This is a genomic window from Ruegeria sp. N10 (assembly GCF_056531545.1).
In genome coordinates this window covers 1-15,253 of the sequence record NZ_JBQFLY010000035.1, presented here as the reverse complement: position 1 = coordinate 15,253, position 15,253 = coordinate 1, and the positions used below count along the sequence as shown (strand labels likewise).

The window sequence follows — 15,253 nt, the reverse complement described above, 5'->3', positions numbered from 1 at the left end:
TGAGCCCATCTTGACCAATGCTGCGCGACGCACGAACGGGAGCGAACCACCTGATACCGCCATTGGTTACGGTTAGTACGGTCCGAAAGAGCCATTTGGCACCCGCCCACAATGTTGCAGCGGCCCGCATTGCGGACATTCACCGCGCATGCAGAAAAGGGCCGCTGTATTTGTGCCTGCCATTTTTCTGACTGAGGGAAAATGGCAGGTCCAGAGTCAGAACCAGTTTGAAACCGAAACTCAGAGACCAGTAGACGGTTCAAAGCTGTGCAGCTCGAAAGTTCTCTTTCCATCGGCGCTGAACTTCTGGATTGAGTCCCCGAGGCTGTCAAAGATGCGCTTGAGATCAACCCGAAACTGTCAATTTCCGCGATGCGCAGGCAATTCGCAGGATCAAAAACCATCCCGAAAACCGGCGGATCTGGCTGGCAAGCCTACAAAGGGCGGGAGTGCCCGAGTAAGGCTGAGTTCTTTGTGAGCAATCTTATCCGCACCATCTCCATACCGATGGCTACGTACGTTAACCCCCGCTCTCCACATCAAAAGGGGCATACTGTCCTTCCGGCATTCCTACAGTTCGATAAGCTTCAACAAAAGGAAGAATAAGCTCATCGGGTCGCGCAAAGCGCCGATACACCCATACAATGTCTGCAATTTTTATGCCTGGCCGGATTCTGTAGAGCCGGTCTCTCGCCGCAACAGCGGCACTGTGCGGACCAAGCTCGGCCATAATCGCGACCTCGATGGAAACCGACCACCACAGGTCAGGCTGCGCCCCTTTGCGGTAGATTTCCAACGCCGTCTCGTAATTTCCATTCAAGAAATGATACTCGGCAAGCGCCTGATACCAGTTTGGGTCGGCTGCGTTGGGATCAAGTGCAATGGCGTTTTCAACAAGTGCGGCACCCAAATCCAAACGCCCTGACCAAATGAATTCATAGCCGATCTGCCCCTGCAGATACCGGTCCGTCCCCAGTGAAAGCGCGGTCTCGGCTGATGAGAAAAACCCGTCGAGATTGCGTTGAAGCTGCAGGGCAAGCGCCAACAGAAAATGACTGCGCGCAGAATAGGGATTGAGTGAAACGGCCTTACGAGCGGCGTCCTCGGCCCGGGCAATTTTTTCTTCCTGCGTTCCTTCGTACAAGCCGGTGAAAAACTTGACGTCAGTCTGAAGCGCCTCGGACAACTGCGCCCAACCGCGCCAGTAATTGGGTTCCTCTTCCACGACCCGCTCGATACAGGCGCGAACACGCTCTTGCATGTCACGCCGGTTCATAAATCCGACACGCAAAAGCGAACATTCGTAAGACGACAGGTTTTCGGGAGGTTTCGCGCGCGCGTGTCCTGCGTGAATCCGCTTGATAGCCCCGCCTGCATCACCCACGGCAGAGGCGACCTTTTCCGTAATGTGCAACTGAACGTCGAGAATATTGGAGGTTGTGAGGTTTTCGTCATACGCATCCGACCAGACCTGAAGGCCCGTTGAAGTATCAATCAGCCGCGCAGTCACACGCAGGCGATCTGCAACCTGCCGAACCGAACCTTCCAGCACATAGTCCGCTCCGAATTTCTGCCGGATACTGCGCGGGTTACTTTCGTCCGATCCAACGGAATGGGTGGATTGGCGGGACAGCACATTGAGGTCCTGGTAGCTCCCCAGCTCAACGATGATGTCTTCGCCAATGCCAACGGCCAATAAATCGCGAGCGTCCGTATTGCTAAGGTTTTGAAACGGCAGAACCGCAACGGTCGGACCCGTTGGCTCTGTTAACAGAGCGGCTTCATCAAAGGTCATTGCCTCGGGCGGCTCGTGATCAAAGCCGATCCACCATGTTAACAAGCCTACAGCCCCCAGACCAACCAGTACCAATGCACCGGTCATCAATGGAAGCTTGTTTGATCGCCGTTTGGATGCGGGCGATCTAACAGGCATTACGCGGAAAACCCGAACCGGTTCAGCGATGTTCTTCAGGTTTTTCAGACCGAGATCCTCAAATTCGGCATCTACCTTGCCCATTGCCTGGTGCGCGACACTCTCAGAAACTGCGACACCGCCTGGGTCAGCCAGACCTTCAATGCGGGAGGCAACATTCACCCCGTCACCATAGAGGTCCCCATCAGCGATCATGACATCACCGAGGTTTATTCCGATCCGAAGTTGCAACCGCCACCCGTTGGCGAGGCTCGGAGCAGCCTCAGCCATTGTCCGCTGGATTTCGACGCCACAAGTTACGGCATCGACAACCGAAGCAAATTCGACAAGAGCACCGTCCCCCATCAACTTGACGAGACGCCCGTGATGTCTTGCAATTGCGGGATCAAAAATCTCAGAACGCAGCGTTTTGAGAGCGGACAATACCCCTGCTTCGTCGCTGCCCATCAACGACGAATATCCAACGACATCGGCAGCCATGATCGCGGCGAGTCGGCGCAGCATAGAACCCTCCTGCTCGCAGTCTAACTGATGTCACGAAATATCGACAATGCGCGGCCTTTGAGTAGTCCAGTTAAATTTGGCTTTCATAACCAAGGCTGAACGTCCGCTTCGCCTCGAAGGCATCACCTGCTTGCACCCGCAGTGGAGGTCAGCTCTTCGCCCTTGGTGCAGGAGATCGAGGTCGCGATGCGCAGATTACAGAAGTCGGGGTTTGCGACGTGAATTCACGCTACGTCCCGCGGTCTGTGAGTTCGATCTAATCAAAACTGTGCGCCTGCAGCGAATGGCCGGTAAGCGGACTGCGACCGCAGCATCGGAACTGGATGATGAATGTCTCTTATGGGCCGTCAGCAGTCAGAAACCTCATCCCAAGTCAGGTCAAATCGAGCCAGGTATTTTCGTACGCGGTCGGAGTCGTTCACACTGCTTCTCTGTGTGCGTGAGACCGCATAGAGTTTTCGGCCAGCCTCGCTCAACGTCTTTGCCTTTTGGCAAGTTCGCAGAACATGCGCCAGTTGAGGAACTTCAAATGGATCTATTTCTCTGCCAATGAATGACGCGATCAGTGCCGCATCTTCGTCAATCGTCTCGTTGTCCCAGCGGCGTTTGAGGGCATCGATTTCTTCATTTACCTGGTTCAGCGTGATGCGCCCACGCGGAGCCAGTGTGCAAAGCCGCAGAAGAGCGCCGCCAAAGTCTCTAAAGTTTCCTGGCCATTGCGTGTCTGGCGCCCGGGCAAAGCGCAGCCAAGCCGCAGCCGCGTCGGTATTAAACCCGATGCGACTGCCCAGTTTCTGCTCGGCTTGATGTAACTCATGGCGCATGTTCACCTCGATATCCTCACGACGGTCGCGCAGCGGTGGCAAGTGAAACGTCCATGTGTTTAGCCGCGACAAAAGATCAGCGCGAAACTTGCCAGCAGCGACCAGCGCGCTCAAGTCCTGCGTTGCAGCAGCAATCACCTGAAACCGGCTGGTTGCTTCTGCGTCAGAGCCTAGCGGGTAATATCGCCCAGTTTCAATCGCGTGCAGCAGCAAGGCTTGCTCATCCAGTCCAAGGGTGTCGATCTCATCCAAAAAGAGGACGCCGCCATCTGCCTCTCGCAGCAGGCCCCCGCGTTCGCTGCCTGCGACACCGGTATGGCTGCGGCGCTGACCGAAGAGGGCTGGAATGGCCGTCTCGCCGCGAAGGGTAGCGCAATTGACCTGAACCAAACGGCCTTTGACGCGCCTGCGATGCAGCTTCAGTTCAAAGATCCGCTGTGCCAGTTGGGTTTTACCCACACCAGGTTCGCCCAGTATCAAAACGGGTTCGTCCGAGCGTTCTGTCACCTGTTCCAGCCGGTCGATGACCTGATTAAACGCGGCATTTCGCGTCTCAATACCGCCTTTAAGAAGGTTTCCGTATTCTCGCGTCTGCTGATCGAAGCGTTGTTGAATCGCGTCATAATGGCTGAGATCAAGATCGATCAGATCAAATGTGCCCGCTTCATCGGTCCCTTTGCGCGGCGGGCCGGTTTGGATCAAGGCTGCCGGAATGTGCCGACTTTCGGTCAGGAGGAACCAGCAAATCTGTGCGACATGCGTGCCGGTCGTCAGATGGACGTGGTACCTTTCCCGATCTTCGTCAAACCCATAGGTCTGCGCAAAGTCGAAAAGCTTTCCATAGACTTCCTGAAGGTCCCAGGGATCGTCGAGATCCATCCGTTGAAGCAGAACTTCTATGTCGGGCGAGACCTTCGCAATCTCGCGCTTAACATCATGAGCAAGGCGGTTAAATTTATGATCGTAGATCAGTTCGAGGCGGTCAATCTCGAAGCCTGGCTCTTGGCACATCGCGACAGTGGGGCGCCATCCGCGACGCCCTCCACGATCCAGCTGAGTCCCCAAAAAACCAAGAACGACGTTACGCATTTGTGATCCAAGATTATATTATACGATACAATACTATAATATTTTCTGAAACCCAATCGTGCAATGCATGGAATTCTCCCCAAATATCAATTGGTTGCGCCGAATTCCGCTTCTTCTTCGTGACGAGAAAGAGTTCTGCCAAAACTGGCCCACCAAAGAGAAGAAGACAGATAGCAACGGATGATCCGCATCCCGAAGACCGGCGGCCCGGGCGTATTACCGGGTCGCCACACTGTCACCCCCCAATGGGGAGCATTGACGAGAGGACATGAAGATGAACGATTTGACACCTTTGACTGGCCACGATCTGACCGAATGGGGCCATACACCTGGCCCGCAGTTTCCTGCTTTGCTGGCACGGGCGAATGACCTTCTGGCAACGGGACGCAGCCTCGCTGATATCCGCACTGCCCTTGCAGATAATTTGCAACCCGTTCCCGTGCAGTATCCTCCACAGAACCCGGACAATGTGCCCTTCCATATCAACCTGACACCAGCAGATCTCGACGAGGAGGCCAACCTGGAAAAAGTTTGCGAAACGATGCGGGCCGTGTTGCGTACGCCAACAGTCGTCGCTGGCGCGATCATGCCGGATGCCTGCCCCGCAGGCCCGGTGGGAACAATTCCTGTCGGTGGTGTTATCGCAGCGCGCAATGCGATTCATCCCGGTATGCATTCCGCTGACATTTGCTGCTCTTTGATGCTGAGCGATCTGGGCGATGCTGATCCGAAAGCGGTTTTGGATGCGGCTGCCTCAGTTACGCACTTTGGACCCGGTGGGCGTCCTCAGGGGCGGCGCTTTACCGTGTCGTTGGATTTGCTTGATGCGTTTCGCGCCAACCCGTTCCTGAACAGCGCTAAGACTATTCGCGCTGCGCAGGAACACATGGGGACGCAAGGCGATGGCAACCATTTCCTGTTCGTTGGAACATCCAGGTCCACTGGGCGCACAATGCTGATCACACATCATGGGTCGCGCGGTCCCGGAGCCAAGCTCTACAAGGCTGGGATGGAGGTAGCTGAGCGCTATCGCCGCAAGCACGCCAAGGGAACACTCAAGCAAAACGCTTGGATTCCGGCGGACACGGAGGATGGCGCAGCCTATTGGGAGGCGCTCCAGATCATTCGTAAATGGACGAAGACCAACCACAACTCGATTCATCAGGCGACGGTTGAAGCTGTCGGTGCCTCTGCGTCCGACCGTTTCTGGAACGAACACAACTTCGTCTTCCGCCGTGACGATCTGTTCTTCCACGGCAAAGGTGCGACACCCGCATGGAGGGATTTTGCCGCTGATGCTGACCCCGCAGGTCGGACGATTATCCCGCTCAATATGGCGGAGCCCGTCCTGATCGTGAAAGGGGCCGATGCTGAACATGGTCTCGGCTTCAGCCCGCACGGGGCTGGTCGGAACTGGTCGCGTACCGAGCACATGCGGAGGCTCGGATCAAAAACGCCAGACGAGGCCTTGGCCGAAGAAACCAAGGGGCTCGATGTCCGATTCTTCACGGGCAAAGTGGACGCGTCCGAGCTTCCGTCAAGCTACAAACCCGCCGCAGCCATGCAGGCGCAGATCGCAGAATTCGACCTTGCAGAGATCGAAGACTGGATTGATCCGTATGGGTCGATCATGGCTGGGGAGCTTCCCCGTTTTCAACGTCGCGGACGGGGGCGTCGATGAAGAGGTCCCGCCCGACAACATCGGGCGGGTACATATTCCTTACATCAAACAAAGTGACCAATGTCTGCTTCGCATAAGCTGCGCTGCAGCGCTTCACTTAACCGCGAAGGTCCGGATTGGGCCGTCCTTAACTGGGCAATTCGACCTAGTATTTTACATGCTGCGCCAGCTCTAACGGCGGCAACGAGCCCACATTAACCGATGCTGCGCGATGCCCCAACTACAGCAATGCACAGAAGCCGGACTTTGCAAAATTCAGTGAACGGCCCGATGCCGCCGTTGATCCGAAAGTTAAAATACTGCGGCCGCAGTCCGCATTCTGGACATTCGCTGCGTGTACGAAATCTGGGGATGGACGATTCTTAAGTTTTGTGCGGACAAGGTCGATACTCGCTGTTACGCGGTGCTTAAGCTTGCTCTTTTGTCGGCGATGCAAGTTTTGGTGACGTCTTCCAAGTCGCACACGCCGAGACTGAATGGCCCCAGATCTGAAAACGAACAATACGAAACGGACCGAAGCGTAACCCGGACTTCTTAAGCGCATGGTTGCTGCGCAAATTTTTTCAGATCGTTAGTTTCTGCTACTCTGAGCCACTTTTGCTCCACTCCGACAAAGCCTGTCTCGAGCCATGTGCCGCCGGAAAAGCGCTGTTCAGAAACCAACCAGCGCTCATCCGCAAATGGCTATCGGGAATACTTCGCGTCCCAAGACACCAAGATTCTTTCTAGCGTGTGTTCACGATTGGTGGGTTTTTGCAACGGCCGAGACAATAGTGCACGCCTACGGCGGCTCCTGAAGGCAGCATTTCAGGCACGCCTAAGCCCATTGGAAACATCATGTCGACACAGGCATCGTGGTCAATCTTGAAGTATTCCCGGATACGTCTTGGGATTCCGGTTTGGCCCTTAACGTATTTTTTCCATTTCGGGTTTCCCTGCTTTTTAGACGCCTTTGCTTCCCAGTAGTTAATGACCTCAATATTCTTCCCCGCTGCATACAACTTGAACTCGAAGCCGTTGGCAGTAGCCGCAGTCACTTTCAAGCCAGTTGCCTTGGCCGCTTTCTTAAAGACATTTTCGGGATCGCCCGGGTTTTTCTGATCTACATAAGCAGAACTGGCCTCAACGTGAAAATACTGGTACTGGAATTTGTTGTTTGGCGCCCTTGGTCTGGCGATTTCAGTAATCATTATGACGCAAAGTCGCAGCTCGAAGGTGTTCCGGTCGTAGTGGTAGCCAGCCAGACTGGTATCATGCAGGCATTTATCTAAAATCTTCCCTCTAACATATACCTCTCTCTTACCGCTGGGATTCTTACCGCCCTCAGCGGTTTCGAGAAATGCCCGCCCGGTAATTCCCGACAACCCTTTGAAATTCGCGTCGGAACTGGGCAGGTTGAACCTTTCGATGCATTTCTCGAGGGTATCGCTGCTCTTGCATAAGTTCCCGTCGAGCTTTCGGAGAACATTTTTGAACTCCCCGTCGTCTAACTCGTTAACCGGTTTTGGACGTGCATTGAGACTGTCATTATAATCGCCCGCTACAAATTTCTGTTCAGGTATATCACGAACGTTAAAAACCTCTCCAGTTTGAGGGTCCACCGGACCTTCTGCGCAAGCCGATATAACAACAGTCAGAGACAAGGCTACGAACAATCTCCTAGGTCGAATACGCATAATTTCCCCCAAATAACTAACAATTCTGGGAGGGTAGCACGAATGGTCGCGAATCGTGACACAAATTTGCATGCTAGGCGAGCAGTCGGGTTTCGTTGTCCGCGCTTTCGAATTCAATCGCTGTGATGTGCATTGGTCAGTTTTTCGATTTTTTGCGCCAACAACTCCGTCCATTGTGAATGAAACCCGATCGAAGAATGCTTTAACACATCGCGCGCTATTGCGATCTGGCCAGCGGCTTCATCAAACTCGCATTGGCAAAGATACGCGTCCGCGAGCAAAGTATGCGAGAACGCGATAATCTGTCCCGAACCCGTTGCGGCGTAGCGCTCAAGCCCTTTTTGCAGCATATTGATGCCACCAGTTTGGCCGCAGCGGGCTTCAGCCCACCCGAGCACGACGCTGCACCAAGGCTCCCAATACTTGAACTGCATTTTTTCGCTTATCGTGTGCGCCTCTTTCGCAATCTTACGGCATTGTTCCGGATCATCGATCGTACAATAAATCGTCGCGATAATGCTTAGACCATAGCATCGGGAGAACTCGCTGGTTTGCGCCCGCACCTTGGCAACCGACACTTCAAGTTCGCCAAGGATTGACGTATGGTCGCCATGTTTAAGTGCCCCGGCCCAGCATCGCAGGACCGTATCGACGGTTTCCGGGTCTGCGGGGTAAATCCGGTTAATTTCGCTAAGTTCAGACTGCGAACGCTGGTCCAGAGCCCGGTCAAAATGTGCAATGGCGCGGTCAAACTCGCCCAGAAGCAAAGAAGTCATACCACTGTTGTGTTCGCTCAGGGTATGGAGGACTGAATTTGCGTCGTTAGCGATCAATTCTGTCATCCGCTCGCAATGTCGCCAAGCGGCATCAGGTCGACCAGCGATCAGGTGTTCGCCAATGAGCTGATGCAGGTTGGCGAAGGCCACCTCATGGTCGCCGATTTTTTCGTTAAGGGCGATCAGTTTTTCCAGATTGCTAGTAATGTCAGGAGAGCCCCAGCTGCGCATTTCGAGGGCGACCGCAAGGGTTTGTCGCAACCGTGTCTCTACCAGATCAGACGTATTATCTCGGGCAAGGTTTTCGTGGGCATCAAGTGCGGCAGTTAATTGGGCAATCGCTTCCTGGCTGGCATAATTGCGTAGACTCAGGTCTGCGGCTTCTCGCCATTTTTCCCTTGCGCAATCGAATCGCTCGGCTTTCATGTAATGCAACGCCAGAATTTCAGGCTGTCGAGCACATAGGTTTTCGAACCGCTCTACCATAGTTTCAGCAATTCGGCGATGGAGGTCCTTAGCTTGTTTCGGAAGTATCGCGTCGTAGGCAACATCGCCAATCAACGCATGGCGGAAACTGTAAACCCTTTCAAAGTCTTGCGTTTGAACAACCATAATCTGAGCTTGTACAAGGCTGGCCAATTCCGTTTGTATGGTTTCGACTGATCGCTCGGCCACGGCTGCGACTAGATCGCCGGTGAAACTTCGCCCAAGCGCCGCGCAAATCGAGATGGTGTCGGGAGTGACACTTAGGTTGTCAAGACGTGCACGCAGTAGATCTTTGAGGTTCGAAGGGAACAGTATTTCATGTTCTGCCTGGCTTGCCGTCAAATTCGCTTCTTGATTTCTCGTGAGCATACCGACCATTTCTTCGACGTATAGTGGTATGCCTTCCGAGCGGTTGACAATGATCTGCATAAGTCCATTCAGTACAATGTCGTTCGTGTTCAAAGCTTGAAGCAATTGTTTGGTTTCACGAGCGCCGAGACTTGGAATGGATAAATTGGTGACCTTAGGTAAGCTTACCCAAGTCGGTTTATATTCTGGGCGATAGGTGCCCAGGACCATAACTTTCAAATTGTCGATCCTGTGCAATAGTATATTGAGCAATTCTTCGGAAGATGGATCTATCCAGTGCAGGTCTTCAAACAGTATGAGTATTGGTTTTTCGAATGCAGTTTTCTCAATATGGCGGATCAAAATCTCAACCGTTCGTGCCTTGGTTTCTTCTGGCGATGCCAAGAACGCTGGATCTTTTGATCCGAGTGAAAGCAAATTGGAAAGTACAGAGGTGATCTCATCCGAAGCGCCGTCTCGGGCCTCCAAGAACGCTCTCAGTTTGTTTTCTCGTTCTGCCGCAGTATCACTTTCCCTCAGACCAATCGCATTGATTATATGTGCCTTGATTGGAAAGAATGAGCTGTTCACATGGTAGGGCGAGCATTGGAAGATCAAACGTTGGCCCATCGGCAGGACGAGTTTTTGATGCACTTCTTCTGCCAGGCGAGACTTGCCCAGACCTGCTTCTCCGGAAAGGAAAACCGCCTGCCCTTCGCCGCGACAAGCAGCGTTCCAACGCCCCCGTAGCAGGTTGAACTCGTCTTCTCTTCCGATAAGCGGCGTAAGAGTGCCATGTACTCGTCTTTCAAACCGCAGTTCTGTGCTTTGTGACCCTTCAACCAACCAGACGTTGACTGGTTCCCCAAATCCTTTCAGTTTATGTGCGCCAATTGAGACGCACTGAAAATTATGCCCCAGAAGTCTCTGGGTGCGTTCGGAAACAGCAACTGTCCCGGGTTCGGCGAGCGATTGAAGCCGCGCTGCAAGATTGGGTATATCTCCAAGGGCGAAACTATCGATCTGGCGTGGGCCTTGGATCACGTCCTCGATCACAACATCTCCGGTGGCGATGCCGATGCGTACAGAAAGGTTTTTTTGCGGTGAAACAGCAATCGCACTGACATTGTCGATGATTTCTAGGGCGGTAAGCACCGCTCGTTCGGCATCGTCTTCATTAGCGAGAGGGAAGCCAAAGTATGAAACGACTCCATCCCCTACAAACTGCGCGAAATAACCGAAATTGTTTCGGATCGCTTCTACACAATACTTTTGATAAGATTTTAGAATATCTCGGTATTTCTCGATACCCAATTCCTGTGTCAAACCCGTTGAATTAACCAGATCAACAAACATGATCGTCATCTGGCGCAACTCTCCGATTGGCCTCCCGGGACGAATGGGCGCTTCTTCGGCGGTAGTACTGCTTTCCTGAAAGTTCGCTTGCTCTGAACCAGAAGCAGGTGTTGCCAGTTGCCGTGATCCAATGAGCAGACGTTTGCGATCGCCAAGCGTGATTCCGATACTTGCGAGATCGTCCTCCGTCAATTGACTGATTATGTCCAAATCGATGGAATTCGACACAAGAGTGTCTAAGTACTTTTCCAGGTTTAGAGAGGCTAGCCATGACTGTAGCGTGGGCATTGGTAACGCGCTCCTGAAAATACTGGATACTAGCAGATTGGACTCAAAACACACCAATCCCAAATTTAGATTTCTAAAATGAGCTAGGCTGTGGACCCATTGATTTGGTTGCAGACGTCACGCAGAGCTGATTCAAGCTCCTGAACTTCAGGATGCGTGATGAGCAACTTGTTTTGGTTGACCAACGAGCAGGTGGCTCGGTTGAGACCGTACTTTCCAAAAAGTTATGGCAAGAGGAACAGGACTAGGTTTGGCAATCTCTATGGATGTGTTGAGAGCGTATGGTGGAGAATTGAAACTGAAGACATCGAAACGATTTGGCGGATTGGCATGCCAAGTATTTTGTATCAGGATATACGAACTCGAGCCGTCGACCTACCAGTTTCAAACGTGGTAGCTGAATGTCTGATTTCTCAATTGGGGCTATAGTTTACCGCAATGCAGAGAATGGCCGAATTCCTCCCGACGAGCAAAATGGTGATGTCCGGTTTGGGCTGTCTGCGGTCCTCCGGCGAAAGCGGGCCAATGGCGGCAAAGTCCCGCAATTCGGACATTGATCGATTTTCCCCAAATAACCGCTCTGCGGACAAACCTGACATTGGCACCAAAGGGGTATTGGACAAGGCAATAAAGGACCGTTTCGGCAACTAACCTCAGAATTCAACTGGATCGCATGTCGCTGCGGATTTCCTTAAGAAGTGGAAGCATTTCGCAGGACTTCGCCAGCTCCACGGCTTCTTGGAAAGACTGCTTTGCCGCTCGTTGTTGACCATGTTGAGACAGTGTTCGCCCAAGAGCCCCGAGAGCATACGCCAACATTCCTTTGTCTCCATTCTGTCTGGCGCGCGATACTGCGACCCGGGCCTGATCTTCGGCCTTTCGAAGGTTCCCAAGAGCCGCCCAACAGGACGCCAGATGAACCGCTTGTGTCCCGCGGCCCCCGCTGCCTTTACCACTTGCCTCTCTTGCAACGGCCTCCTGCAGGAGAGGCAGCGCAGCTTTGGCCTTATCGAGCCTGATAAGAGCCAACCCAAGTGGAGATGCTACCGAATGAAACCATGCTGCATTTTCGTCATCTTTTGTCAGCGGCAAAACGGATTGAAGGGTATTGGCTGCTAGCTCGCTGTTTCCGTAGCGCAACCAGAATACTCCAGTCGCCACGCCTGCAAGAATCCGAAAAAACGGTGGGCGATCCTGTGACAGATCATTCTGACAGTCGAGTACCTCGATTTTGACCTCTTCGAAACGCCCCAGTTCGGCTGCGCACCACACCAACCATAAACGAGCAAGTGCGTATGTGATGGGCGACAACTCATGCTGTGACCCTCGATACTTAACGCAGGCGTCCATAACCGCACGGCTAGATCCAAAGGCTTCGGCATATTGGCCGGTGGCTGCGAGCATCTGGGCCTGCAGGAATCTGAGTTCAGCAACTTCTCGAAACTCGTCCACCTTTTCGTTTTCGACGATCAAAGCCCTTACTTGAGTTAAGGCATCGCCAATGTCACCTTGCGCGACCATGTTGCCAATTATATGACGCCGCACCAGGCGCGATCGTTCGTCATCATGGATCCGATCACAAATGGCCATGGCTTCATTTAGTCTCTTTCCGATCTCGTCAAACTGGGACGTTGCGAAGAGGGCATCACGCAGCATCAGTCGGACATCGATTGCAAGTTGATCGATTTCTAGCGTCCGCACTTTTACATGGCCTTCTGACTGTAGCGCGAGACAAAGCAGCTCGGTGCTTTCGGTATAAGCCAGGCGAGATTCAGCTCGCTTGCCAGCGGAAAAATACGAACATGCGGCTTGTTCATACAAACCGGCACGGAATGCTTGTCTGCCAGTTTTGGCATCTTGTCTGCGTCCACGTGCGGTGTCCCGTAGGTACTCATAGATTGTCGTATGAAGCTTACGCCGTTCATCGCGAAGCAAGGATCTGTAGGCGGCTTCACCCACAATGGGGTTTACGAACGCATATAGCGTGCTGGGCAGAAAGCCGGTTTCGCGCACCAATCCGGCATCAATAACTTGTTGGAGCAAATTGAACGTGTCTGCTTCATTGTGCCTGGTTAACGCGACCAGCGTTTCGAGAGTGACAGGGTTTTCGAAAGCTGCGCCTACTTGAAGAAGTTGTTTCGCTTCAATAGGCAGGCGGTCAATCCGCTCTTCAAAAAGATCGACAACGCTTTCAGGAATACTCAACTGAGTTGTTTGATTGTCCAGTTCGTCCGGTCCACTTTCAGACAAATGCCGGGCGAATTCGGTAAGAAATCTAGGGTTGCCGTCAGCTCTGGTGATAATCTTTTCAATCAAGTCCTTGGAAAGGGGTCTGTCTGCGAATTGCTCAGTTAACAATTGCAAAGCAGCGCGGTGCTCCAGCGGTCTAACTTGCAAAACCTGCCGGGCCGTTGACCGGAAATCAGACAGATCTTCGCGACTGAATAGCAAAACCAAAAGTGGCTTCGTGTCTACAATTCCAGAGGCCGCCTTAAGGAACGTTCGACTCGAGGCGTCAGACCACTGGAAATTGTCGATCAGGATTATTAGTGGCCCCTGATCTGCAAGCGTTTCGAACATCAATTGTAGCGCGCTTAGCGCTGCGAAGCGCCGGCTTTCGGTTTCTTTCTGATCGACCTCTTCACTTTCTGACATGAGGAGCCAGATCACATCGTCCGCGTGCTCGCCAATTTTTTGATCCAAGAGCGCAAGTTTTTGCGATAATTCCTGAGCAGGATCATGCGAGACATCTTGAGCGATGTTTAGCAACGACATTACAAGGCGTCTCAGGAGCGCATTGGGGTCAGAATGGTCTTGTGCTCGGTTTGATGCGACAGCAATGCGCGCGTTTGTCGGTTGCAGCTGGCGAATGAACTCCAACAGCAGGCGCGTTTTGCCAACTCCCGCTCCTCCGAGCACGGAAATTACATCCCCGATGCCATCGTCCAGCTGTTCGTAGGCGCCCATGAGAAAGTTCATTTCACGATTGCGGCCTATAAACGGAAACTGCGCGAGCGCATCTTCTGGAAGCAAATCCTGTGGATTGCTGCCCACAGAAACCAATTGAAATGCGTTCAAGTCAGAAACGGGACGCACTTCGATGGAATGCCCGGCCAGAAAACGCGTTGATTCAGTGATCAAAACAGTTCCTGGGGTAGCTTTTGCCTCCAAATGCGCGGCAACATTAACCACATCACCGATCGCGTCGATTTTATATGCTCCATCGCCTTCTGTGACGTTTACAACGGCAGTTCCGGAACTAAGGCCAATGCGCAGTTGAAGCGATCCACCAGCAGGCGTTTTCAATTGGTCAGCTGCTGCCAACATGTCCAAAGCCGCATGGCATGCTCTGTAAGCGTGGTCTTCTTGCGCCAGTGGAGCTCCGAAGACGCAGAAAATGCCATCGCCCATAGTCTTAGCGACGACTCCACCGGCCGCTTCTATGCAGGGGCTCAGGCCCTCAATCGACCGCTTTAGAAAACCCTTAGCATCTTCCGGGTCCAGCCCTTCAACTAGTCTTGTGGAACCCACGATATCGGCAAACACAACCGTAATGTGCTTCCGGGCCTCAGTATCAGCGGGTCGCGAGTTGGAACCCTTGCCGCGGTCGCGCGCCGATGAGTGATTTGGCATTACGCCCTCGCCATCATTTTGCGGTGCTGGAGATCCACAAGCGTGGCAAAAACTAGCGTTGGGCTGCAGCTCCGTTCCGCAAGAGGAGCATTGCACTATTTGCGATACCCCGCAGCTCGGGCAAAAGCGGGCTCCTGCAGGTAGGCTGCTTCCGCACGCTACACAGCCTCCCTTAAGTTCCTTTTGGGTCACGTTCAACCTATGGCGTTAAGTCAAGCGCCTCTACAACCCGTACATAGGGAATTTGTGCTGCTTTGTTTACTTCTTCCACGTCATCCGCATTTTCGGCTTCAAACAGGCACATCGAGCGGTCTTCTCCCGGAACAAAGGTCGTCCGGATATAGCGCACAGATCGGCCATCCTGGTTGAAGCCATCAGAGAATTCGATGGCCCGTTGTTGCGCGGCAGCCAGCTCGTCCATCGTGATGCCAGACAAATCGCGTTCGACCATAAAAACAGACATCTTTAGTCTCCTCCCAAATAGCTCATCTGAAAAGAAATGCTAGCAAGAATAAAGGTGCCGATAAAGCTTCGAGTCCGCGGGCCACAGTAGCATTTGTTTGCATGATCATAAGCTCTCGGATTATGTGGATTGGTTTGGATTAGCTCTACTGCAATAGTCTAGAAAACCCACACCTCTTGGGACCGCTTTGGGCTCG

7 protein-coding genes and 1 pseudogene are annotated in these 15,253 nt (G+C 53.0%); 2 read left to right on the top strand and 6 right to left on the bottom strand.

The annotated features are described in order from the left end of the window. Nucleotides 1-520: 520 nt before the first annotated feature. Together ACR0JI_RS21370 and rtcR are read right to left on the bottom strand one after the other, a co-directional pair. Entirely contained in the window at nucleotides 521-2,437 is a 1,917-nt protein-coding gene (locus ACR0JI_RS21370; RefSeq protein ID WP_480496567.1) for an adenylate/guanylate cyclase domain-containing protein, read from the bottom strand. Nucleotides 2,438-2,784: 347 nt separating this feature from the next. Continuing rightward, nucleotides 2,785-4,350, bottom strand: coding sequence for an RNA repair transcriptional activator RtcR (rtcR, locus tag ACR0JI_RS21365; RefSeq protein ID WP_480496569.1), 1,566 nt, complete (start codon nucleotides 4,348-4,350; stop codon nucleotides 2,785-2,787). A gap of 274 nt (nucleotides 4,351-4,624) precedes the next feature. Here rtcR and ACR0JI_RS21360 point away from each other — a divergent pair, with 274 nt between their 5' ends. Continuing rightward, nucleotides 4,625-6,031, top strand: a complete 1,407-nt coding sequence (locus ACR0JI_RS21360) for an RtcB family protein (protein WP_480496571.1) — start codon at nucleotides 4,625-4,627, stop codon at nucleotides 6,029-6,031. A 725-nt stretch (nucleotides 6,032-6,756) separates the two neighbouring features. On the opposite strand, the gene ACR0JI_RS21355 is transcribed toward ACR0JI_RS21360, so the two are convergent. Both ACR0JI_RS21355 and ACR0JI_RS21350 read right to left on the bottom strand, forming a co-directional pair. After that, nucleotides 6,757-7,674 (bottom strand): hypothetical protein, encoded by a 918-nt coding sequence (locus ACR0JI_RS21355; protein ID WP_480496573.1) that lies wholly within the window; start codon nucleotides 7,672-7,674, stop codon nucleotides 6,757-6,759. A 146-nt stretch (nucleotides 7,675-7,820) separates the two neighbouring features. Beyond that, nucleotides 7,821-10,961 carry an adenylate/guanylate cyclase domain-containing protein gene (locus ACR0JI_RS21350; RefSeq protein WP_480489150.1) on the bottom strand — a complete coding sequence of 1,047 codons (3,141 nt, stop codon included), beginning with the start codon at nucleotides 10,959-10,961 and terminating at the stop codon, nucleotides 7,821-7,823. Nucleotides 10,962-11,120: 159 nt separating this feature from the next. Between ACR0JI_RS21350 and ACR0JI_RS21345 the strand changes: the two are divergent. Beyond that, nucleotides 11,121-11,198: pseudogene (locus ACR0JI_RS21345) on the top strand (IS5/IS1182 family transposase); the annotation flags it as partial. 423 nt (nucleotides 11,199-11,621) lie between these two features. Here the strand turns inward: ACR0JI_RS21345 and ACR0JI_RS21340 are convergent. Further along, nucleotides 11,622-14,786, bottom strand: a complete 3,165-nt coding sequence (locus ACR0JI_RS21340; RefSeq protein WP_480476152.1) for an adenylate/guanylate cyclase domain-containing protein — start codon at nucleotides 14,784-14,786, stop codon at nucleotides 11,622-11,624. Between the two features lie 7 nt (nucleotides 14,787-14,793). After that, a complete protein-coding gene (locus ACR0JI_RS21335) occupies nucleotides 14,794-15,057 on the bottom strand; it encodes a DUF4242 domain-containing protein (protein WP_480441994.1) in 264 nt (87 codons plus the stop codon). Between the last annotated feature and the right edge of the window lie 196 nt (nucleotides 15,058-15,253).

Bases quoted from the DNA above. Each gene is read 5' to 3' on its own strand.
- ACR0JI_RS21335 (WP_480441994.1), bottom strand. From the start codon at position 15,057: ATGTCTGTTTTTATGGTCGAACGCGATTTGTCTGGCATCACGATGGAC.
- ACR0JI_RS21370 (WP_480496567.1), bottom strand. From the start codon at position 2,437: ATGCTGCGCCGACTCGCCGCGATCATGGCTGCCGATGTCGTTGGATAT.
- ACR0JI_RS21360 (WP_480496571.1), top strand. From the start codon at position 4,625: ATGAACGATTTGACACCTTTGACTGGCCACGATCTGACCGAATGGGGC.
- rtcR (WP_480496569.1), bottom strand. From the start codon at position 4,350: ATGCGTAACGTCGTTCTTGGTTTTTTGGGGACTCAGCTGGATCGTGGA.
- ACR0JI_RS21350 (WP_480489150.1), bottom strand. From the start codon at position 10,961: ATGCCCACGCTACAGTCATGGCTAGCCTCTCTAAACCTGGAAAAGTAC.